Origin of the sequence: Rhizobium acidisoli (assembly GCF_002531755.2) — a bacterium.
Taxonomy (GTDB): domain Bacteria; phylum Pseudomonadota; class Alphaproteobacteria; order Rhizobiales; family Rhizobiaceae; genus Rhizobium; species Rhizobium acidisoli.
On sequence record NZ_CP034999.1, the window covers coordinates 149,776 to 171,568 of the forward strand.

General features: G+C 58.1%; 18 protein-coding genes. 10 read left to right on the forward strand and 8 right to left on the reverse strand.

All coding sequences use genetic code 11. The features are described from left to right. The first annotated feature begins 614 nt into the window (after positions 1-614). Entirely contained in the window at positions 615-1,529 is a 915-nt protein-coding gene (locus tag CO657_RS23060; protein ID WP_054185325.1) for a hypothetical protein, read from the forward strand. 154 nt (positions 1,530-1,683) lie between these two features. On the opposite strand, the gene CO657_RS38085 is transcribed toward CO657_RS23060, so the two are convergent. Beyond that, the gene (locus CO657_RS38085) at positions 1,684-2,601 is read right to left on the reverse strand and encodes a thermonuclease family protein (protein WP_342585732.1); all 918 of its coding nucleotides are present in this window, start codon (positions 2,599-2,601) and stop codon (positions 1,684-1,686) included. Between the two features lie 539 nt (positions 2,602-3,140). After that, the gene (locus CO657_RS23070) at positions 3,141-4,052 is read right to left on the reverse strand and encodes a LysR family transcriptional regulator (RefSeq protein WP_054185326.1); all 912 of its coding nucleotides are present in this window, start codon (positions 4,050-4,052) and stop codon (positions 3,141-3,143) included. A 242-nt stretch (positions 4,053-4,294) separates the two neighbouring features. Here CO657_RS23070 and CO657_RS23075 point away from each other — a divergent pair, with 242 nt between their 5' ends. From CO657_RS23075 to CO657_RS23090, 4 genes are all read left to right on the forward strand, one after another. After that, the gene (locus CO657_RS23075; RefSeq protein WP_054185327.1) at positions 4,295-4,960 is read left to right on the forward strand and encodes an ABC transporter permease subunit; all 666 of its coding nucleotides are present in this window, start codon (positions 4,295-4,297) and stop codon (positions 4,958-4,960) included. Between the two features lie 4 nt (positions 4,961-4,964). Continuing rightward, a complete protein-coding gene (locus tag CO657_RS23080) occupies positions 4,965-5,714 on the forward strand; it encodes an ABC transporter permease (protein ID WP_054185328.1) in 750 nt (249 codons plus the stop codon). Between the two features lie 57 nt (positions 5,715-5,771). Continuing rightward, the gene (locus CO657_RS23085; RefSeq protein ID WP_054185329.1) at positions 5,772-6,614 is read left to right on the forward strand and encodes a transporter substrate-binding domain-containing protein; all 843 of its coding nucleotides are present in this window, start codon (positions 5,772-5,774) and stop codon (positions 6,612-6,614) included. A gap of 80 nt (positions 6,615-6,694) precedes the next feature. Then, positions 6,695-7,930 (forward strand): CapA family protein, encoded by a 1,236-nt coding sequence (locus CO657_RS23090; protein WP_054185330.1) that lies wholly within the window; start codon positions 6,695-6,697, stop codon positions 7,928-7,930. Between the two features lie 77 nt (positions 7,931-8,007). Here the strand turns inward: CO657_RS23090 and CO657_RS23095 are convergent, their stop codons facing one another. The 5 genes from CO657_RS23095 to CO657_RS23115 form a co-directional block, all read right to left on the reverse strand. Then, a complete protein-coding gene (locus CO657_RS23095; RefSeq protein WP_054185331.1) occupies positions 8,008-8,493 on the reverse strand; it encodes a helix-turn-helix domain-containing protein in 486 nt (161 codons plus the stop codon). Between the two features lie 381 nt (positions 8,494-8,874). Beyond that, positions 8,875-10,281, reverse strand: coding sequence for a hypothetical protein (locus tag CO657_RS23100; RefSeq protein ID WP_054185332.1), 1,407 nt, complete (start codon positions 10,279-10,281; stop codon positions 8,875-8,877). A gap of 2 nt (positions 10,282-10,283) precedes the next feature. Further along, positions 10,284-11,540, reverse strand: a complete 1,257-nt coding sequence (locus CO657_RS23105; RefSeq protein WP_054185333.1) for an MFS transporter — start codon at positions 11,538-11,540, stop codon at positions 10,284-10,286. A gap of 71 nt (positions 11,541-11,611) precedes the next feature. Beyond that, the gene (locus CO657_RS23110) at positions 11,612-12,463 is read right to left on the reverse strand and encodes a helix-turn-helix domain-containing protein (protein WP_245293021.1); all 852 of its coding nucleotides are present in this window, start codon (positions 12,461-12,463) and stop codon (positions 11,612-11,614) included. Beyond that, a complete protein-coding gene (locus CO657_RS23115; protein WP_054185335.1) occupies positions 12,460-12,753 on the reverse strand; it encodes a hypothetical protein in 294 nt (97 codons plus the stop codon). The genes CO657_RS23110 and CO657_RS23115 overlap by 4 nt, the downstream gene beginning before the upstream one ends. Here CO657_RS23115 and CO657_RS23120 point away from each other — a divergent pair. Both CO657_RS23120 and rctB read left to right on the forward strand, forming a co-directional pair. Continuing rightward, a complete protein-coding gene (locus CO657_RS23120) occupies positions 12,752-13,765 on the forward strand; it encodes a class I SAM-dependent methyltransferase (RefSeq protein WP_054185336.1) in 1,014 nt (337 codons plus the stop codon). The two genes, CO657_RS23115 and CO657_RS23120, sit on opposite strands and share 2 nt — an antisense overlap. Before the next feature lie 337 nt (positions 13,766-14,102). Further along, a complete protein-coding gene (rctB, locus tag CO657_RS38265; RefSeq protein WP_425349963.1) occupies positions 14,103-14,399 on the forward strand; it encodes an SMa0974 family conjugal transfer regulator in 297 nt (98 codons plus the stop codon). Positions 14,400-14,504: 105 nt separating this feature from the next. Here rctB and traA read toward each other — a convergent pair whose 3' ends face one another. Continuing rightward, positions 14,505-19,190 (reverse strand): Ti-type conjugative transfer relaxase TraA, encoded by a 4,686-nt coding sequence (traA, locus tag CO657_RS23130; protein WP_054185338.1) that lies wholly within the window; start codon positions 19,188-19,190, stop codon positions 14,505-14,507. Between the two features lie 173 nt (positions 19,191-19,363). Between traA and CO657_RS23135 the strand changes: the two genes are divergently transcribed. Genes CO657_RS23135 through traG form a run of 3 tightly spaced genes read left to right on the forward strand, consistent with a single transcriptional unit; the run spans position 19,364 to position 21,790 of the window. Then, positions 19,364-19,651, forward strand: a complete 288-nt coding sequence (locus CO657_RS23135) for a TraC family protein (protein WP_004676102.1) — start codon at positions 19,364-19,366, stop codon at positions 19,649-19,651. Beyond that, positions 19,641-19,880 carry a conjugal transfer protein TraD gene (locus CO657_RS23140; RefSeq protein ID WP_054185339.1) on the forward strand — a complete coding sequence of 80 codons (240 nt, stop codon included), beginning with the start codon at positions 19,641-19,643 and terminating at the stop codon, positions 19,878-19,880. The genes CO657_RS23135 and CO657_RS23140 overlap by 11 nt, the downstream gene beginning before the upstream one ends. After that, complete coding sequence (traG, locus tag CO657_RS23145) at positions 19,871-21,790, forward strand: Ti-type conjugative transfer system protein TraG (protein ID WP_054185340.1); 1,920 nt, start codon at positions 19,871-19,873, stop codon at positions 21,788-21,790. Before CO657_RS23140 ends, traG begins: the two co-directional genes overlap by 10 nt. Positions 21,791-21,793: the final 3 nt, after the last annotated feature.

Consider the following 21,793-nt stretch of genomic DNA (forward strand, 5'->3'; position numbering starts at 1 on the left):
TTCTGGTATCTACTGCAATGGACTTGTAATCGACAACGGGCAGGCCTTTTAAACTATGTTCGACACGCCCGGACTAACGACTTTCAGCGGATCGTTGCCATGTATATCTATGACAATTTCGTCATCGATATAGATATCGATATCGCATAACTCAATGCGCGAGCAGGATGAGTTGGAAATGTTTAGCTAACTGACTGAAGCGTTACGTGCCGCATCCCTCGAATTACATGGCACGGGTTCCAATGAACGTGCCCGGCCAGCCACATAACTGCTCGTCCGAAGGTTTCGACAGCTCGCCGGACGTTAGCGTTGGTCAGGATGAGAAGCCCATGTGGGGTTCTCTTGAAAATGAAAATTGCCACCGGACTGTCCGGAAAACGGCGCATGGGTCGCTATAATCGCAGGGCGCTGATCGGACAGTAATGCAACTTCCAGCGTGGAGAAGCGTGTTGCCTGCAGCCAAACGTCATAATCCGGCTTCCCTTCGGAATATGACCTTTCCCGCGAACGCTCGGCAAGATAGTACTCGACAAAGTACCCGTCGGCATTCTACTTAGTGACTGGCACGGTTGTTGCGTCGTCTCACGAAAGACAGCCGTTAACGAGAGGTCACGATGATTGACGTATGCTCGATGGGGATCGTGTTGTGCGGTGGGTACCTTCTTGCTGCATCCGCAGGCAGACTCGGCGGCGCTGAGAATGTTTTATCTGACTCGCCATTGTCCGCGGCTGATGTATCGAGTTTCGAGACTTTCATAGTTCGCAGCCCACCGACATCACTCAATCTGGATCCATTTTATGCCAAATATGCTGACGCAGCGGGCATACCTATTATTTCGTCTAACAAGGTTCCAGACACGGCACTATTGATCTCACGTGACATTGTCCTCTACATGTTGTCAGAACGCCGTGATGTCCGCGATGCTTTAATCCAGGCTGGAGCGCGGGTGGGCGTCATGGCAATTGACGAGACGACGACTGATATTCCCGAGCAGCGGGATTGGAAGAAGCCTCTTCCCGATGATCCACGTCTCACCCCTGACGAGCGGCGGGATTACGCCAACACGATCGGCAAGATGACTGCCCGAGACTACTGGGCACAAAGGGCGCGCGGCATGGGCGGGCTCTACACTACGGGAGCTGTGGAGAATTTGATGGGCGTGCCGGGCACGCGGTATTACGGCGGGAACATTCTTGTTCACGAATTCTCACATAATATTTTCTACGCGCTGCGCACGGTAGATCCTGATCTCGTTGCACGAGTTGAACGTGCCTATTCGCACGCCTACGAGAAAGGCCTCTGGGCGTGTTCCTATATGGAGAACAACGTCGATGAGTATTGGGCCGAGGGCACGCGATTTTGGTTCAATACGAACTTGGCTTACAGCCGAGGCAATCTCACCATTGCCACATCAGAAGATTTCGAGGCTCACGATCCAAGCCTCTATAATATCATGGCCGAAGTCTACCGCCATGACCACCACATTCTGGCGGATGTCTATTACCGGCATTCGGCGAAGTCGCAGTAATGTCCTTTGGTATTGACTGCCGGCCTCATGCTGCAATCCCGCTGGAGACCCGAACTATCGCTGATCGTCCGTGATTTGTCAGAGCCAGCTGGTCGCGCGGGTCCAGAACAATCCAACGTTTTGAAAACGATATTTTTGCGAAATCATATTAAAGTTACCCGCACCAAGGCCTTGGAGTTGGGGGGCAACCGGTCGCTCCGCATACAAAGGGAACGGCGAGGCCCTCACTGATCAAGATTTGCCCGACGTCGCGACCGTCAACCTCAAGCTTGCCGCAACTCCGACCGTAATTGCATTTCTTGGTCCCTTGGGTGCCGGGCTTACACGAACACGCGACCAAGCTAACGTTGGTCGACGCCGCGTGGCCTACCAGTTCCCGCAGCCGCTCAGAGGCACGGTTCCCTAGCTTGGCCTCGTTTGAACACATCGGCTCGAACTTCTCCGGCGTATTGAAGCCAACTAACCTCACTCGTGTCCCATTGTTCAAACGTATTGTGTCTCCGTCGGTGATCGTGAAATTCGCTCTACCTTTTGAAGTCGGAGATGGCACATTGGTCACGGTACTTGGTTCACTTGGAGTCTGAATATTGCCGACGTTGCCGCCGAAAAAGCTGGCGATCAAGCCGACGACGAGGATGCATCCGATTACAATCAGCAAGCTGTCTCGCCCCGCACCAGAGACTGAGCGAAAAGGATAGCGTGGGCGAAAGGGATTCCGGCTCCGGAAAGGATTTCTCGGGCGGAGCGGATTGCCGAGAGGGAAAGGATTGCGTCGGCGTGATGTTCGAAGGAGCGGCGCCCGTGGTGAATTTATTTCGCTCACAGGCTCTTGGCGCGGCTGACGTGGAAGTGTTCCGGCTTGAGAGATCACTTCGAATTTCGGCGACTGCTCGTGCGTGAGACGTTTCAGTATCGCGAATTGTTTTTCACTCACCTTTGTCCGGACCCCATAGCGGCCCAACTTCTCGCGCATGTCGCTTAGAAACTGTCGCTGCCATTCTGCTGCACGTCCATCCTGGAGTACCTCGCCAATGCGCCGCCGGAGGTAGGCAATATCTTGCTCGCTCAGCATATCCTGCCCTGATGCGACCTAAACAGAGCAACTACGCTAAGTTGCAATGCTTAAAATTTGCCCAACCGCCTGGCCCAAAACGGCGGGGCGCATACGGCAGGCACAATCAAGGCTCACTGAGCACACGGGGCCCTCGACCCGTCGATCCCGGACGACTGCGCACGTTCGACAGAGGGGATCGTCGCGGCGTGGTCATCGATACGGGGTGTGAATGGTATGTGATGACGGACACCGGTCGCTCCGATAGGTATCAAGGATCAAACGAACCTTGACCGTCGGCCAGCGTGCGCTCGAGCGCACCAACACGATCGCGCAAGAAGCAGCAGACGAGGAACGTCGCCGCCGCGAGGAGAAGACCGACGGCTGCGCAGGCTTAGGCTCGCAGCGGCCGGGGCGACGCCGCAGAAGTAAACAGAGGGAATCCCAATCGCGATTCCACCTAAAATCATCCCGCTCTAGCGTTTTCGCGCATAATTCGCAGTTCAGCCTGACTCGCAATATCTGTTCTCCATTGCGAGGGTCATACCTCGATGCAATCGTCAAGCAGCCCGATCTGTCAAAGCCGCGACTATCTCTTCCAGCGCAAATCTCAGGCCATCACTCAGCTTTCGATCTTTTTGCCAGATGACGACGTAGTGATATATTGCCCCTGGCTGAAATCGGCGGAACGCGACGCCGAAGTCAGCATATTCTCTCGCGATGATCTCGTTCGTAATCGAAACGCCGATCCCTGCCATGACATAGCCAATGTCGTGGCCATTGGCGTCATATTCCACGGCGATGTCAGGAGGGGTTCCCATATATCGAAGGGCATTGACGCTCATTTGGTGAGAGGCAAATTGCGGGTCGATGTCGATGATCGCCTCACTAGCAAGATCTTCCGCAGTGACAAGCTGCTGTGCCGCAAATCGATGGTTGGCCGGAAAAAGACATACGTTGGTGGCCGAGCCGACCGGCATCCAATCAAGGATGCGCTCGTCAAGAGGCAATCGGGAGATGCCAAGATCCGAGCGGCCGCTTAACACGTGATCTGCGATCTGCTGATACGTTCCTGCTTTCACCTGGACAGCGTAAGAGCGGCTCCTCTCCCGGATCCCTTTGACCACCTTCGGCAAAGTAGCAAAGGAGAAAGCACTTGGCGCTGCGATGCCGATCATTCGAGTATCATTGTTCCGCAGGAAGTCGATTGAGGGCCCAATCCGATCAAGTCCGGCGAACGCCGCATCGATTGTGCGTAGAAATTCCCATGCCTTGACGGTTGGTATCAACCTGTTGTTTTCCCGGCGGAAGAGCGCGAAGCCGACAGTCTCCTCTAGCTGCTTGATGTTCTGGCTGACCGCCGGCTGGGTTATTCGCAACATCTGCGCTGCAAGCCTTTCCGAGCCGGCGCGCATGACCTCCCGCAATATTTGAAGGTGGCGGATCTTCACTCCGGAGTCGGTGATGTCCATGGCCGAAATCTCAATAGTGATAGAGCGACGCGCCTCATAAGTAGCGCTTATTGAAACTTCCTGAATCTTATAAATTGACGACGGCAAGTCAAAGTATATTTTTGAAATACGGTGAACTGATAGCGCCGGTTAAACCGATATATCCAATCTACCCCCGGTTAAATTCTGGCAACGCCATAGTATATGTTGGGATAGTACCTTTCATGATTTAGGTGCGCTCGCGAGCATATTGGAGAACTGCAGTGTATGCATTTGCGGATCAATTTTTATTCGGCTTGAGAAACACACTTTTAGTGTTTGCCTTGAGCTGCGTTCTCGGGACCCTATTAGGTTTGCTTATTGCCGTTTTCCGCAACTCAACCCGCAAGTCGGTTTCATCGTGCATGCGTGCCTACACGGGCATCATCCGGGGTGTTCCGGAACTTCTGATCATCCTCCTGACTTATTTCGGCGGAACCGCCTTTTTGAGCGCGATTGCCGGTGGCTACATCGAAATCAATGCATTTGCGGCCGGTGTCGCGGCATTGACCGTCGTGTTCAGTGGGTACGCAGCGGAAATATTCCGTGGTGCGATCAACGCGGTTGCACCAGGCCAACGCGAGGCTGCAGCGGCGCTCGGGCTTTCGAACTCGCAGATTTGGTTTCTGATCATCATTCCCCAGATGATCCCGATTGCTCTGCCGGCATTCTGTAACCTTTGCATCTCCTTGATAAAGGATACATCGCTGATTTCTGTCGTCGGGCTGACGGACGTCATGCGCGTCGCCTATATTGGGGCGGGCTCACTGCGCGCTCCGCTCTCCTTCTATCTCGCAGCGTCGGCAATCTACCTCGCCCTCACAAGCCTGTCGCTTCTTTCGTTCCGGCTATTGGAGCGCCGCTACTCGCTCTCAGCAATGAAAGGCTGAGGCGATGAGCATAACCATCGCGCTCGAAGCGTTTCTCACCCTTCCCCGCGGCCTTCTTCTCACTTTGGTTCTGACATTCGCATCGCTTGCCGCAGGCTTCGTCGTCTCGGTCCCGCTCGCCTTCCTACGGGCATCATCAAATCCGTGGGCTTCCGCGCCCGTGCTGGCATATACCTATGCGTTCCGCGGCACGCCGCTGCTGGTTCAGCTTTTCCTGATTTACTATGGGATTGGCCAGCTTTCCCTCGTCCGCCAAAGCTTTCTATGGGCCGTGATGCGAGAGCCATTCTGGTGCGCCTTCATTGCTTTCACCCTGAACAGCGCCGCCCATACGACAGAAGTTCTGCGCGGCGGGATCCAGGCGGTCCCGCGTGGGCAGATTGAAGCGGCCAAAGCCTTGGGCCTTTCCCGTTTCCACACTGCCCGTCTTATCGTGTTCCCTTTGACCCTCAGGATCGCTCTTCCCGCCTACGCAAATGAGGTGGTTGGAATGCTGAAGGCAAGCTCCCTCGCAAGCACCATCACACTGCTTGAGGTGACAGGGCTGGCCCGGCAGCTGGTGTCGGAGACATTCGCCCCATACGAGGTCTTCATTGCCGCGGGGGCTTTCTACCTGCTGCTTACCCTCTTGATCACGCAAGGGTTCCAGATCCTGGAGACGCGTTGGACGCCGACGGCAAACCGTCCACCGCCGGCGCAACCTATACCTCGAAGAGCGAACGGAAAGCCGCCTCTCGCCTCGGCTGAAACTTGACGCCAGCCCACATCCCGGACGCCAACAATCAAACTCAGCAATGAAAGGAACATCGTCGTGAAACGAACACTTCTGCTTGCCCTGTCTCTTGTCGTCTGCGCCAACAACGCGGGAGCAATGGACAGGAAGACACTGACAATCGCCTCTGAAGGTGCTTCGCCGCCCTGGAATGCCATCACCCCCCAAGGGGAGCTCGCCGGCTTTGACATCGACGTCGGCCGCGATCTTTGCCGGAGGATGAAGTTCGAGTGCACTTTCGTGCCTCAGGACTGGGACGGAATCATACCGGCGCTCACCGTTGGAAAGTTCGATGCCATCATGTCGGGGATGGCGATAACTGAGAAGCGGAAGAAATCGATCGCTTTTTCCAAGCCCTACGCCGGAGGTTTCAACCAACTCGTCATACGTAAAGATCTCAATCTTCCGCCCACGGATACGTCGGCCGAGCTCGACCTCACAACTATCGACCCTGAAAAGCAGGCAAAGATCGAGGAGCTTCGAGCCGCTCTCAACGGCAGAACTTTAGGCGTATTGCGATCATCGAATTCGGAAGCGGTGCTCAATGAACTGTTCGGAAAGGTCGCGACGATCAGGAGCTACGATTCCCAGGACAACATGCATCTCGATCTCGTAGCTGAGCGCATCGATGGCGGCCTTGCCGACTATTTCACCTGGAAGGCCTTTCTCGACAGCATGGATGGCGGGATTGCAACGCTCTACGGCCCGCAGCTCTCCGGTGGCCTGTGGGGCCCGGGGGTCGGGGTCGGACTTCGGCAAGACGACGGCGAACTCGTTGCGGCATTCGATAGTGCCATCGAGGCGGCGACGAGCGACGGAACCTTGAAGCAGCTGAGCGAGCAATGGTTCAAGATCGATGTTTCGCCGCAGACATCGCACTAGACACTGGCTCTACGACACGCATTCCCCCGAAGCCATAGCGCGTGAGCAGTCGGCAGTCCCAAAGATCGAAGGTAGACCACATGTCCGCACCCTTTTCCATTGCTGTCACCGGCCAGTCGCTCATCCGTCATGATCTTCGAGCGATCGGCGATCCACGGCTCGCTGAGATCGCCGAGATCCTCAAAGCAAGCGATGTTGCCTTCACCAATCTCGAGACGACTATCTATGGTCGTCATGGTGGATGGCCGCTGAAAGGCGGCTATTTCGGCGCTGCAACGCCGGATGTCTTGGCCGCGTTGAAGGAGCTCGGTTTCAATAGCCTGGCTCTGGCAAACAACCATGCTTTCGATCTTGGACCGCCGGGGATCCTCTCGACGCTGGAGGAGGTTGCGGCACACAATTTCCTGCATGCCGGCATCGGCCACAACAAGCATCACGCTTCCACGGCACAGAGAATGACGTTCGGATCCCGAAATGTTGCGCTGATTGCCATGGATGCCGGGCCAGGCCCGTCTTTCATGTACGCCGAGGACGCAACTGAGGGCAGGATAGCAAGGCCCGGCATCAATAGTCTGAAGGTCTCCAGGGTATTCGACCTGGAAGCGGGAACATTCAACTTGCTTCGCTCCATTCAGGACCGTCTTCTAAGTTCGCCCTTGGAGCGCGCGAATTATGCCCAGCCGGAGGATCCGCCTGATCTTCATGGCCAAGACGAAATTGATTTCTATGGAACCGTGTTTCGCAGATCAGATGAGACGGCTCGCCGCATCGTCATGGACCGGCACAGCGCCTCGGCTCACCTTTCGGCGATCGCGGAAGAAGCGGGCCGCGACACACTCGTCATCGTGTATTTGCATCATCACCATTGGGAGCCGAACTGGCAGCAAGTCCCCGCCTGGGTCCGAGAATTTGCGCACGATTGCGTGAACGCGGGCGCGGGCCTCTTTGTCAGCCATGGCGCTCCGGTCCTTCAAGCGGTCGAGATATATCGGAATACGCCGATTTTCTACGGCCTTGGCAACTTCCTCTTCCATACGGAAAAGGACGAACAGGAATGGAGCCCGCCGGAGGTGTGGAGGAGCGTCATCGCGACCTGCAATTTTGAATCTAGCGGACGGCTGGAAAATGTGCGCTTGCGTCCCATTGTGATCGGTGGAACCGAGGCATTATCGAATCCTGCACGCGATCGCCTCCCCTTCCCTGTGCTTGCCGATGGCGGAACGGCGGCAGATATCCTTGACGATCTTGCCGACCGCAGTGCCGGTTTTGGCACTGTGCTTGACCGAGAGAAGAACGTCGGCCAGATCGTTTTTTAGATGCGGAATAAACCTGCAGTGCGCGACGAGAACTTTACGAACGCTGACCAATTTGCGGCCGCGCTCTTGTTGTCTTTTCATGGGGAAACGTCCTTGTGTTCTTCCATCTCTTCATCGACAATCGAGCTGACGAGGGCAACGACCCGGCTGCGCACACGCGGAGAAAGGAGCAAAACGTCGTCTATCAGACGCCGTCCCTCCGCCGTGGAAATGTAGGCAATCTTCTCATCGATCTCTGTTATGAATTGCTGGCCCTGAGTGGTTTCGGGATCTGGAAGGCCTTCGAAAAATCTCGAAACAGGGATCTTGAGGCAATTGGCAAGCTCGTAGAGCATCGAAGCGCTGACGCGGTTCTTGCCGCTTTCATATTTTTGCACCTGCTGTAAGCTGACCCCGATGCCGGCGCCAAGATCCCCCAGGGACACATTCGACTGCATTCGGCGGATACGGATTTGCTGTCCGACATGCCGATCGACCGGATGCACCAACTCGCGCGCTACATTCGACTGTTCGGCTTGCGCAGGCCTCGAAGTCCGGACCTGTGCTGCTGCATAGCGCTTCATGGTGAACACCCCGATGGAGAGTTTCACGCGGTGCGCCCCCGCGGAATAACTCGCTCAACCCACTGATCGGGGAGTTAGAACACCGTACGAGACGGCCCTATGGCCTTTAGTTCCGAGGAACCTGGACATACGCCACAGGCTCCTCGACCGAAGGTCAAGGAGTGTGGTGCCGAATCGGCCGGCACCAACCGCTCGTAGGGGGTTCTAATCCCCAAGGCAGCGCGTACTGCCTCGCTGCGAGCGCCTAGTTGAAATCCGCCCGCCGCGCAACCGAATTCTTTACAAAATTCAATAGCTTCGCTTTACGCGCGGACACTTGTCTCAAGAGCGAGAGGTCACGCTTCGGGCGGTAAAGTGGTCAGAAAACCAAAGGAGGTGCGATCAGCGGAACGCCCATTGCCAGGATTGTCTGCCCACTCTCCCTGAGGAATAGGCCACCGCAAGCTCCGCCCATAGGAGGTCCTGGGTGAAGCTGGAAAGGGGCCCGCAAGCGTCGATAATGCTCATCTTGCCGAACTGCTCGAGAAGCGTTTCAATTCCCCCACGGCTAAAAGCATTCAACAGCGAAAACGGCTCGCACGGAGAGGAGATGATGCGATGGCCCCAAACCCCCGGCCGTTCGTCCTTTGACAGTGCGTTGAGAAGCTGTGTGTCATAACGGTTGCTCCTCAACGCCTCGCAGAATGCCCGGCGCATCAACGGATAATAGATCGTATGCCGGCTTCCACCCAGGACACGCACGCCAGGCAGGATCGAAGTTACGATGAACATCAGCAGAAGATTCGGAACGATCCGGCCAGTTTTCAAGGCCTCGACAAGACTTGCTGGCGAGAATTCAACAAGGACATCTTCGGTCGCCTTCGACCGGAGGACTTGGCCATCCAGCCAAAGCGGAACAAGCCGCCCTTCAATGCAGCCCCAGAAAAAATGCGTAGAGTTTTTCAGCCAGCCTCGCCAAGCCGTGTCAGCGAGTTGATCGATGCAATGGATGAGGCGCATCGCGAATGATCGGTCCTCGATCAACGAGACTCGCAGCCAGGACCGGCCATCGGAAAGGTGATCCGCGACCAGATCGGCAACGTCGGTATCGTCAAGCTGAAGAAAATCGACCTGGCTGTCAGAATACCGCTTCCAGAGGCAAAGATTTGCCGCTTTGATCGCCTCTGCCGCCGACTGGAATTCGCCGCGAGGCAAAAGGTCTCGCAAGCACGAAATTGCCTCCGAGTCGTGACCGGGCCTGTCGACGTTTTGAAGATGGAACCTGTAGCAGCCGTTTCTGCCAAGAATGCTGTAGGGGATCATTTTGCTGCGCGACAGGCCGAAGACATTGACTGCATCGCCATCGACGTGGAGCCAGGCCGGACCCTTGCGACCGCGTTCTACGAACTTCACTGTCGAGCAAGCGTAGGAGATATAGGATGTCCTGCCATGCGCGCGAAGTCCCATCAGGGAGAACAGATGGGTGTAAAATGCGTCAGGCTCGATCAACAGGTGGAGGTGGGGGCCACACTGCAGCACCGGAGCGACTTCGATTTCGGTTTGAAAGCGCGATGCGGCTTCTGCTGAATAACCCTGACGTTGCGCGACGGCCGCCACGCGTGACCGCAATAAAGACATTGCCTGGCTTCGCGCGACGCACCCCGATCGATCCGATCCAACCGAGAAGGCCGCCTTTGCGTAGTCGTTCAGCGTTGCCTGCTCAAACTGACGCAACCAAGGGAATAATTCAAAAATGAGGGCCAACACCTCACCTTTTGAAACCAGGTCACTATTGGGCGACGTCTCCATTCTCAGACGAACCGCCTTTCCACCGGCGCTCCCCGATCCATGTTAAAGTGAAAGAAGAGCGCGACGGTCACCATCAGCGCCCCGAAGAGGCCGAAAATCCCCGAAGGTGGAATTGCGTCTCCGATCGTCCCGATGGTGCCATATGCAAGAAGCCCTATCGAAACACAGATCGTGTGGATCTGGCTTCGCGCCCGCCCCAACATGTCAATCGAAACAGTCGATTGAACCCGTACATCGATCAGGATCCGCGTGACATTGTAGCAGAAGCCGAGCAACACCAGTTGAACGAGCGCGGACAAAAAGCTCTGGAAAACCGGAAAGCCCAACAGAACAATGCCAGCGAGCGCCGACTGGAAGAGGATGCTTTGTCGTCGCAAACGCGCCCTTCGGAGAAGAAGGGTTGAACAGCCCGCAATCGAACCGAGGGCCCAACCTGCCTCGAGATAACCGAACTCTAGCGCCGACCCCTTGAGTTCACGGGTGACATATGCGGCGCCCAACACACTCACAAGCATGCCCATCGCATAGGTCAGCGCATACATGACGGCGATGGTCTTCAGTGTGTGAACGGCGAAGGTCGTCGGCAACAGATCCATCCGACGAATGCTCTTTGCCTGCAAATCCGATCGAGAACGAGAAAGCGGCTGTCGGCCGAGCAGTGCCAGCAGCCCCAACAGTGATAGGCCGAAAAAGGCGCTGGGCAGGATCGACGTCAGATTCATCCCGATGGCGGTTAAGCTGTACCCGGTGACGATGGCGGCGATGAGATTGCCCGCCTGCATCGCAATATAAGACGCCGAGTTGAATGGAGTGAGGTTCTTAGGACGCACGATGTCTGGAATGATGGCCTGCAGCGCAGTCGAATAGGTTCTGTCGATGAACGCGAAGATGGTCCACGATAGGCAAAGAACACTAAGTGGGTCACCGAACGACAGACCAATGCCCGTTGAAAATATGAGGATCAACCTTGATAAATCGCAAGCGATACAGACGAAGCGACGATCAAATCGATCAACTAGAACGCCGCCAACGTTGCTGGTGAGCAACTCGGCGGCACTGCCGAGCGCCAAAAGGATAGCAAGAGCGCTCGCGCTCTTGCTGACATCTGTCGCAACCCATGCCGCCAGCACGAAGTAGACATTCCGGCCAGTGGCCGACGCCAGAACACAGAAGAGATAGATGCCGCGAGAGGCATAACACCCTATGCCGCTGCTTTTTGTTGCGCCCACTTCATCCACACTCCCTACTGGCAGGTTCATGGGGACATGCTATTCTTCTGAAGAGCTGGCGGCTTTCACGAATTTGATATTATCTCTAGTTCAGAACCAGGCTACTCCTTCCAGAGCGCCCGGTACTCGGCAGGGGAAAATCCCGTCTCTCGGCGAAATCTGGTCGAGAGGTGGCTCCCGCTGGAGTAGCCACAGGCGATGGCGATCTCGGTCACGCTGATCGCAGTCGTGCGGAGAAGGTCGGTCACGCGTTCAAGACGGCGTTGGTTATAGAAGCCATAGGGCGTCGAGCCTTGCGACTGCTTGAAAGCGCGGGAAAAATGCTCGTAGGTCAATCCCGCCTCTTCAGCCAGAGCGCGCACGCTTGGAGGTCGATCGATGTGAGCTTCAATCCGCCCTATCACGCGCTTGAGAACGGTAGGCGACAATCCTCCTCGAGACAATCTGCCAGATGTGCCGGAGCGGCGCTGCAGAAGTCCGAAGATAGCCGCGAGATGCCCTTCCACGATCACACTCCCCATGGAATCGTCGTGTGAAAGTTCTCCGGCAATCTGCCGCGCCAAGCATTGGATCGGCAGATCTCTAAATCCAAGCTCCGGACGCAAGGTGCCGACGCGCGGCAGCTTAGTCGTGAGGTTTGAAAAAAAATCCTGCGTCATGGTTATCATAAGATAACAACCCTCAGCATCCCCTTCATCCCAACCGCTCCAATGGCAACCGGGCGGAATGTAAACAAGCGAGCCGTCTGGACGCGGACTGAACTCGACTCTTCGTCCGTCCAGAAAGTTTTCGCCGGATGCCGCCGTACCCCTTATGTTGAGGAAGATCAGGTGGTCATCCGCGACAACGTCGATAACCTGTCGCCCGAGACTGCGCCGGCGAACGACATCTGCGCGGGCATGGCTCCAATGGCCTTGCTGGTGAAGGATGATCTCCCCTTGTGACTTCTTCATCCTCTCGGGGTGAATTGATGGAATGATCCCCACTCGACAGCTGCTCCCTTGAAAAACCGGCGTGGTAGCGACCCTACCTCACCCCAAGTTGTCAACAAGCCAGGCTTTAACCTCAGGTCGAATTTCATGTCAATTTCATGAAAACCAATCAAAATCGTGGATGCGAAAACATGATGTTCGCGATCATCTTCTGCCGACATCATCGCTGACGGCACAATCTTTTCGGGATGCGCGATTTCCTCCTGAATCCCAAAAACGCGATGGTGCGAGAGAAAGGCAGGCTTTCGCATGCGTGAATTTGCCGACTTCATTGAGGAGTGCGACCGCGCCCCTCGTCTTAACGAGCTTACTGAGTTTTTTTCGACGACCGCATCCGGTGAGGCCGGAATGCCTATCCGTCCGCCTGAGCTCGATCGCCGCTTGTTCCCAGTGGACATGACGTTCAGGCGCTTTTCAGCCCTTCATCCGCTGCGCCAAGGTCCGTTTGATAAGCACTACTTGAGCAGCATACCCTACCGGCTCGAAGAAGAGTGCCGTTTAGGCAGCGCGATCCTCAAATACGCGCGGGCCAGAAAGGGTCAACTGCAGCTCTACACGCTAGGTACAGCCGAAGGGACGATGGCTCGTGTGATCGGCGAACTTGGTAATGGCAGGATAGAAACACTGTCCTGCAGTCCCAACGTCGAGAACCTCAGAAGCTTCTATGCCTATGGCGTTCCTCCTCACGCCATGTTTTTTCACGGACCATTTCATCATTTGACATCGCAAAGGGTCCAAGAAGACGTGGAGCTCCGAAAGTTTGGCAGCGGTTTCGATATCATCCTCGAGGACACGACTTTCCAGATGTATTCGCCAAATCGCTTCGATCAGATCCGTTTCGTCTCGCAGCATCTCAAGACCAACGGGCTCTTCATGTTCGTCGAGAAGTTCAGGCATGAAGACGACGAGGAATATCGGCGGCGGGAACGCCAGAAGGACCATAGCTTCAAAGCTCGCTTCTTCAGCGCGTCAGATATTCGCGCGAAGGAAGACACGGTGCTGACGCGAATGGATCGAAACGAAGTCACCCTTTCGGAGATGAGCGAAACACTACGCCGGTTCTTTGGACACTCATTCGTCACCTGGAACAGCGGCAATTTCTACACGCTTGTCTCCAGCAACAGTCAGCAGAATCTCGACCTGTTCCTATCGAAGCTGTCCCCACCCGCGATTCCGGCAGAATATGTCTATGCGGACCTTCCTTACCGCCTTTACCCGGAATCCGAAGCACGGCGGCTATCGGGGCGATCCTGGACCCTTTAGCGGCTCCTCATCTTCACCGTCGCGTGAGCGCAACTGCGTCACGTCTTCACGAGCCTCAACTGGAACAACGTTCGCGTCAGCAGAAAGCGCTCCATCACGTTGAGCAGCCCTCAGCGCTTTGCCATCTCGAAAAGCCTTTTTTCTCCAAACAGGCAGGAACAGCATGAAGAAATCGATTGGCGAAGTCCGTCACTTCGTTGAGCTGAGCCCGCCGGGCAACGCGCATCTGGTCCTGCCACGAGCGCCATCATTCGCGGGTGAGGAAGATGTTCCAAAGTGCGTACACGTCGCCGAAGCGTGTGTCGCTATCTCGCGCACGCAGCACGTTGCCGACAAGATCTGCACGCAAATCGAGGACTTCTACCAATCCCTCGTCTCCGTGGGACCTGACAGGTTTCTAGCTTTCGAAGGTGGAGGCGCGATCATAAGGCCGACTAGTGAAAGCTTGTTCTTCAGGGTCTCAGCGCGAGACCACGTCACCTTCTGTGGCATCCGCGCGCTGTTGGAAGCAGGCTTGTTTCTGGCCACGTCCGTGTCCGAGGGGGCTATAGAGTGGCGTCACGCAGACGACACGCGATCTGGTGAGACCTGCAATCGCCTCCACAACGACCGCTGCGGAAGCGACGAACAATAGCTTCGTCCAACTTCGCCACCCAAAGGAAAATCGATCTCGGGACAATCAGGTCGTAGTGCTTTTCCAATCTACCAACCATTTCGTCACCCCGCTTTTCTTCGAGTCTCAGAGGTTGATGCCGCGAGCGCGGCTAGCAGCCCTTTGGCGCCGCTCCGCTATGATCTGCTCACTGCTCTGCAGACGGACAGTCTGCTGCAGGACCTTCAACCGCTCCTGCATCGCCGCGAAAGCTCGGCGCTGCGGTGGCGGCACGCGGTTGACAAGATCCTTGTCACCTCGGACGAGGGCATTGCGACCAAAGCGCTCGTCGAGCGCCCGGCTGACGGCCGCAAACTCCCGGCCAATGCCCTGCTCGAGGGAAGCGGCGGAAACACTCAGCTTCCTGCTGTCCTTCCTCACCTCGACCGTCAGGTGCGCCAACGCCTCTTCCGCAGCTTTCGAAAGAGCTGGAATGGCAACCGCCATGCGCCGCCGTTCGTCCGTGATAGCCTGGCGTTCGGAATCGAGGGCATTGAGGTAGGCCGCACCGAGCGCGCGCAGACGCGCTGCAGCTTCCGGCACGGTCCGCGTCGCCTCTTTCCGCTCTCGGCCAGAGGCCAGCATCCGGTCTACGAGACGGTCGGAACCGCGCAAGGCCGCGTAGGCCGCCGGGTCATTGGCCATAGCGGCAGCGATGCGATCGGCGGCAAAACCTTTCCCGAGCAAATCTTCGACCTTATCGACGGCGCCGGCCGGATCGCGCCATATCATGTATGCCGCTTCGGCCAGTACCGCGCGCCGCTGGCGATAGAGAGGCGAAGCAAGAGCACGAGATCGGGCCTCGTCGTCGACAGGAACCTTGAACTCGGTGACGGCGGCAAACATGGGCGGCATGATGATTTTCTCCTTCCCTGGCTCGTTGCTCAAATCGGCACTCGCGCCGGCGATGACCTTCGAACGATCCCGACGCTCGGCGAGGTGCTGCTCTTCCGCAAAGCGCCGCACGGCTTCGAACAGCCGCATTAGCTTTCCGTGCCGTTTGTCCGTGAGATCCTCCGGCATACGCTCGGCGATGTTGCGTTCCACGATATCATCCGCCTTCGAGGTGAAGGCGCTCCAGCCGAAACGGGCGGTCAGCGCTTCGCTGACGGCCTTAATCTCCTGCACGACCGAGCGATCCTTGGCGGCAAGCGCGAAAGCCGTCTTGTAGGCATCGTCACCGCCGTGTGCGCGCACCGCCTCGATCTCGAGGAGGCGCGCCATCGCTCGTTCGGATAGCGCCGGGATCGACAATGACATATGCGCACGCCGCCGATGCTCCCGGTCGCGGAACCGTTCGGGTCCCTTGCGAAACTCCGCCGCGTGGGCGCGGGCCAGCGGCAGCAGTTCCACCAGGGCCGCCATCGCCACGCTGCGCTCGTTGCGGGCGGCTCGCCCATCGACAATCAGTTCGGAACCACGCAGCCGGCCAAGCCGATTCGGTGCTGCGGCAAGGTCGTCGGCGAACTCGCGCGGTGCGATGCCGGGATTCGATGCTAGCGCATTGAGAGCAACAAGCGCGGCATCCGGGTCGCGATAGACCTTCTCGAGCAGCGGCCGCAGGACCGCTTCCCGCTCCTTCCAGGCCGGGGATGACAGTTGCGCCAGCCGCACATCCTCGTCAACGCTCCGGAATAAGGCGGTGGCCGGCGGGATCAGATAGCGTGTTTCAGCAGCACTTGCGCCCGAGACGGAGTGGGATGCAGTTCGCGCGTCACTGGATGTCGCTTCGACCATCGTCTGGCTCCGTTCTTCATTGTAGGCGACCCGCCGTTCCCGCTCGATGGCAAAGCCGAGCGCCACGCTTGCCCTCTCCCAGAGCTTCGCCACCTGCTCCCTCTTCTCGGCAATCCACGCCCAGCGCCGGGACAGGCTTTCCTCCATCTCGGCTGCGGCAAGCGAGAGATGATCGAGCCCGCGGCGCCGGGCGAAGTCGTTCGCGTGTGCGCGGTAACTGGCCTCGCTCTCAAAATCGAGCGTCGTCGTCTTGGCACCGGAGCGCGACAAGCGTTCGACGAGCGGATTGAAGAGTTCCGGCCGATGACTTTCCCGCTCGATGCGCTCCTGTCGTGCGCTAGCGGTCTCGACCTGGCTGGCTGTCCAGACGTTGCGATCGACCTCCCTCTCCTCGTAATGCTTGTGACCTGTCTTCTCGTCGACAACGGCAATCTGGACCTTGACCCGCTCGACACCATCCTTTCTGAGCATCACGGTGTCGCCTTCCTGGATGCCGGCCTCCTCGAGTGCCTTCGGCAGGCTCACGCCCCAAAGCCGATGGACGGTTCCGTCGTCCGCCCTGACGTCGGCATAAGGGCTGTCGTCGGCATCCTCGTCATCAGGCCGGAATTTGGCTTGGCCGGTTTCGACAAGCTCGCCGGTGACACCCGCGGCGTGATCGACACGCGCCTTGCGTCCCCATTCAGGTTTTGCCGCAAAATCTTCTTTGGCCGCATAAAGATCGACGCGGTCGCGATGCCTCGTCATCGACACATAGGTCAGATGCTGGTCCATCATCCCGGTTGCCAGCACGAAGGTGCGATCGACGGTAGCACCCTGCGACTTGTGGATCGTTGCGGCATAGCCGTGATCGACATGGCGATAGCTGTCTTCGCTGAAGGCGAGCTTGCGGCCGTTGTCGAGCAGAACCGAAAGCAGCGGATCTCCACGCTTGTCGCCGGTGGAGACGACGGTGCCGAGCATGCCGTTCTTCACATACTGCGGCCCGGAGTGCTTGGCGCGCGGCTCAAGGAAGCGGGCGTTCTCCAGGAAGATGATGCGGTCGCCGGCGGCAAATTCCCGTGCGCCCCGCTCGCTCCGGAAGCTTCGGCTTTCACTGAGCGCTCCCTCCTGCGTCATCACCGATCGCAGCGCCTCGTTCAACTTGCGAACATCGTCGTTGGTGTGGGCGAGCACCAGCAGTTCATCACCGCGAAGGTGGCCATCCCCGCCCTCAGACGTTGATCGCTCTACTGCCTCTCTGCGCGCAACCGCCCAGTCGGAGACGATCCGATCGATCGTTTCCTCGCGTGACCCTGCCTCGACCAGATGGCCATGGCGGGCATAGGCGTCTAGGCCCTTCTCGACTTCGCCGCGGGCAAACAGCCGCGAGGCGCTACGTGCCCAGGCCTCACGCTGGCGGCGCACGCCGGCAAGCTCGGCAAAGCCGATGCGTTCGGTAATTGCCCGGAAGGCGGCACCGGCCTGGATCGGCTGCAGCTGCATCGCATCGCCGACCAGCACGACCTTTACCTCAGCCTCCTCGGCAATCTTCAGCACACGGGCCATCTGCTGCGAGGCCACCATGCCGGCCTCGTCGATCACCAGCACATCACCGCGATGGAGCGTGTCGCGCCCATTGGCCCAGGCCAGTTCCCAGGAGGCAAGTGTCCGCGACGTGATGCCGGAACTGTCTTGCAGCCCTTCTGCGGCCTTGCCGGCAAGGGCTGCACCGATCACCCTGTGTCCCTCGCCCTCCCAGGCAAGACGCGCGGCAGCAAGCAGCGTCGATTTGCCGGCGCCGGCAAGGCCTACAATAGCGGCAATGCCATCATCACCGGTGACATGACGGACAGCATCGACCTGCTCTGCATCGAGCCGAAACGGATTCTTAGGATCGCCGCTCTCGATGCTCTCCACGCGTTCGATCGCCACCGTCACATTCCGCTCGGAAACGCCGAAGCCGCGACGCTCCGACAAAACCCGCGCCGACTGCGCCATGTCGTATTCGATGCGCAGCATCTCCCGCGTCGTAAACATCGCGGACTCCGACACCTTTCCTGTCTCTGCCTCGATCTCCTGCGGCTTCAGCATGACCAGCTGGTCCGACGCCATCAGCCTGGCGCGGATGTTGGCAAAATCGGTGGGATCGTCGACATAACGGTGCAGCGCCCTGGCGATATCCCTCTCGTCGAAGGTAGAGCGTTCATTGCCGAGCTGCTTCAGCAAAAGCTCCGGCTCTGCCAGCAGCCGGTCGGCCATCTCCTGGCGGCGGGCGAGATCAGCCGGCGCGAAGTGGAGTTCCCTGCCCTTCCTCGCCAGGGCCGCCTTCTCCGGCCCGAGATGTTTTTGCGCGATGCCGTCGAGGCCCTGTTCGGCATAGGAGCGACCGTCGAGGCGGATGTCATGTCCGGCAAGGGCCAGGTGCCGATTGGCCGTTTCCGCCCAGGCGATCTTCCAGGCGTTCAATGTTTCTTTGTCGCCGGCCCAGACTTTGTAGATGATCTTGCCGTTCGGGCGATCTGGCGTGACGACGCGCAGCGGCTTGCCATCCTCACCAAGCACTGGAATTTTCTTCGCCCCGAGCCCCTCCTCCGTCAGCGGCCGCAGCGTCGTCATCAGATGGATGTGCGGGTTACCGTCCTTGTCGTGATAAACCCAATCGGCGATCATCCCTCTCGACGTCAGAGTGTCGCGAACGAACTCGCGCACCAGCGCGATATTCTCCGCCCGCGTCAGCTCCTCCGGCAGTGCGATGATCAGCTCGCGGGCGAGCTGTGCATCTCCCCGCTTCTCGAAGGCGTCGACGGCATTCCAAAACACTTCGCTGGCCTTGCTGACGGACTGACCTGATATCGCCGACCGCAGCCAATCCGGGATTTCATCCGGCAGCGCCAGTTCCTCATGCATCAGTTCACCCGCTCCGCCGCGATAGCTGAACGACGTTCCCGCCTGCTCGTCCATCATCCGGGCCCGGTGACGATAGGCCGCCGCCGAGACGATGCTGCGTCCCGCTCCCCTGCTAATCACCTGCGCTCTGACGAACATGATCGCCACTGGCGTCTCCAGACTGGCCCAAGCACGTCGCGACAGCGACGTATATTGCGCCCTCAAACAGATCGGACCGAAGGGCCGATGCCGCTTTTCTGGTTGCACGGTAGCGCATTTTACTATTTTATTCTAGTTAGTATAATCGCACCTTCGACATCAAAGCAGAAAAGGAACCAGGAATGGCGACAAAATCATCGATTTCCGATCTCGACGCCCAGATCGAAAAGCTGCGCGAACGCAAACGATTGTTGATAGTTAAATCGGCCGAGCGGTTTGCCCGCGCCGCGACCAGAACCGGGCTGGCGGAGATGGAGATCGCCGACGAGGAGGTCGATCGGATCATCGAGGAAATCGCCGCGCGATTTCGGAAGGGGGAAAGGAAAGGCGCCGCTGGCCCCACTCCTCAAACGCGTCGACCAGCAGATAGCGGCGCTGGAGCGCAGGGGCAGGTTCCAAATGACGGCTGACCGCAAGCGCGACACGCGCGAAAAGATCCTGCTCGGCGGGATCGTCGTCAAAGCCGGGCTATCGAAGGCGGATCGGGCGTTCCTGCTCGGCGGCCTCATAGAAATGGCAAGGCTCGTCCCAGGCTCCATCGAGCATCGGCGGCTGCGCGATATCGGCGAAGAGGCTTTCAAGGTCCCCTCGCTGAGGAACGGTTCATCGCATCTCGAGGAGAAAGTAAGATGGGCCTAAGAGGGAAACCGCATCCGAGCCTGTTACTCGTTTTGGTACCGATCGCCGTCACCACGATCACAATCTACATTGTTGGCTGGCGATGGCCGGGACTCGCCGCCGGCATGTCCGGGAAGATAGAACACTGGTTCCTGCGCGCAGCACCTGTGCCGCCTCTACTGTTCGGACCTCTTGCCGGACTTCTGACAGTTTGGGCCTTGCCGCTGCATCGGCGAAGGCCGGTCGCCATGGCAAGCCTTTTGTGTTTTCTCGGTGTTGCCGCGTTCTATGCGCTGCGCGAATTCGGCCGGCTTGCACCTGCTGTCCAGGCCGAAGTGATCACATGGGATCGAGCGCTGTCCTATCTTGATATGGTCGCAGTCATCGCCGCCGTCGCCGGCTTCATGGCAGTGGCGATGTCGGCCCGCATCTCCGTCGTCGTCCCAGATGAAATAAAACGTGCCCGGCGTGGAATATTTGGAGATGCCGATTGGCTGCCCATGACGGCAGCAGGAAAACTGTTTCCGCCGGAAGGGGAAATCGTCGTCGGTGAGCGCTATCGGGTCGACAAGGAAATCGTCCATGCGCTTCCCTTCGATGCAAACGATCGTAGCACCTGGGGACAGGGCGGGAAGGCGCCATTGCTCACCTACAGACAGGACTTCGATTCCACCCATATGCTGTTTTTCGCGGGATCGGGCGGATACAAGACCACCAGCAACGTCGTCCCGACGGCGCTGCGCTATAGCGGGCCGTTGATCTGCCTCGATCCCTCCACCGAGGTCGCACCAATGGTGGCCGAACACCGAGCCCGCGCCCTCAAGCGCGAGGTCATGGTGCTCGATCCGACGAACCCGATCATGGGCTTCAACGTGCTCGACGGGATCGAAGCATCCAAGCAAAAGGAAGAGGACATCGTCGGCATTGCCCATATGCTGCTGTCGGAAAGCCTTCGCTTCGAAAGCTCGACGGGATCCTACTTCCAGAACCAGGCGCACAACCTCCTGACCGGTCTGCTCGCCCATGTGATGCTCTCGCCCGAATATGAGGGCCGGCGAAGCTTGCGCAGTCTCCGCCAGATCGTTTCCGAACCGGAGCCCTCGGTGCTCGCTATGCTGCGCGACATTCAGGAGCATTCCGGTTCGGCCTTCATCCGCGAAACGCTCGGCGTCTTCACCAACATGACGGAGCAGACGTTTTCGGGCGTCTATTCCACAGCATCGAAGGATACCCAGTGGCTGTCGCTCGACAGCTATGCCGCGCTCGTCTGCGGCAATGCCTTCAAATCGAGTGATATCGTTTCGGGCAAGAAGGACGTCTTCCTCAACATCTCCGCATCGATCCTGCGCTCCTATCCGGGCATCGCTCGTGTGATCATCGGCTCGCTCATCAACGCCATGGTGCAGGCCGACGGCGCCTTCCAGCGCCGGGCGCTGTTCATGCTCGATGAGGTCGATCTTCTTGGCTACATGAGGGTGCTCGAGGAGGCGCGCGACCGCGGCCGCAAGTACGGCATCTCGATGATGTTGATGTACCAGTCGGTCGGGCAGTTGGAGCGGCATTTCGGGAAGGATGGCGCGACGTCATGGATCGATGGCTGCGCTTTCGCCTCCTACGCAGCGATCAAGGCGCTCGACACGGCGCGCAACGTCTCTGCGCAATGTGGCGAGATGACGGTGGAGGTGAAGGGCAGTTCCCGCAACATCGGCTGGGACACGAAGAACAATGCATCCAGGAGATCCGAGAACGTCAACTTGCAGCGCCGGCCGCTGATCATGCCGCACGAGATCACCCAGTCGATGAGGAAGGACGAGCAGATCATCATCGTCCAGGGGCATAGTCCGATCCGCTGCGGCCGGGCGATCTACTTCCGGCGAAAGGAGATGGATCAGGCAGCGAAGGTCAATCGTTTCGTCAAACCGGTGCTATGATCG

Bases quoted from the DNA above. Each gene is read 5' to 3' on its own strand.
- CO657_RS23060 (WP_054185325.1), top strand. From the start codon at position 615: ATGATTGACGTATGCTCGATGGGGATCGTGTTGTGCGGTGGGTACCTT.
- CO657_RS38085 (WP_342585732.1), bottom strand. From the start codon at position 2,601: ATGCTGAGCGAGCAAGATATTGCCTACCTCCGGCGGCGCATTGGCGAG.
- CO657_RS23070 (WP_054185326.1), bottom strand. From the start codon at position 4,052: ATGGACATCACCGACTCCGGAGTGAAGATCCGCCACCTTCAAATATTG.
- CO657_RS23080 (WP_054185328.1), top strand. From the start codon at position 4,965: ATGAGCATAACCATCGCGCTCGAAGCGTTTCTCACCCTTCCCCGCGGC.
- CO657_RS23090 (WP_054185330.1), top strand. From the start codon at position 6,695: ATGTCCGCACCCTTTTCCATTGCTGTCACCGGCCAGTCGCTCATCCGT.
- CO657_RS23095 (WP_054185331.1), bottom strand. From the start codon at position 8,493: ATGAAGCGCTATGCAGCAGCACAGGTCCGGACTTCGAGGCCTGCGCAA.
- CO657_RS23100 (WP_054185332.1), bottom strand. From the start codon at position 10,281: ATGGAGACGTCGCCCAATAGTGACCTGGTTTCAAAAGGTGAGGTGTTG.
- CO657_RS23105 (WP_054185333.1), bottom strand. From the start codon at position 11,540: ATGAACCTGCCAGTAGGGAGTGTGGATGAAGTGGGCGCAACAAAAAGC.
- CO657_RS23110 (WP_245293021.1), bottom strand. From the start codon at position 12,463: ATGAAGAAGTCACAAGGGGAGATCATCCTTCACCAGCAAGGCCATTGG.
- CO657_RS23120 (WP_054185336.1), top strand. From the start codon at position 12,752: ATGCGTGAATTTGCCGACTTCATTGAGGAGTGCGACCGCGCCCCTCGT.
- CO657_RS23115 (WP_054185335.1), bottom strand. From the start codon at position 12,753: ATGCGAAAGCCTGCCTTTCTCTCGCACCATCGCGTTTTTGGGATTCAG.
- CO657_RS23135 (WP_004676102.1), top strand. From the start codon at position 19,364: ATGGCGACAAAATCATCGATTTCCGATCTCGACGCCCAGATCGAAAAG.
- CO657_RS23140 (WP_054185339.1), top strand. From the start codon at position 19,641: ATGACGGCTGACCGCAAGCGCGACACGCGCGAAAAGATCCTGCTCGGC.
- traG (WP_054185340.1), top strand. From the start codon at position 19,871: ATGGGCCTAAGAGGGAAACCGCATCCGAGCCTGTTACTCGTTTTGGTA.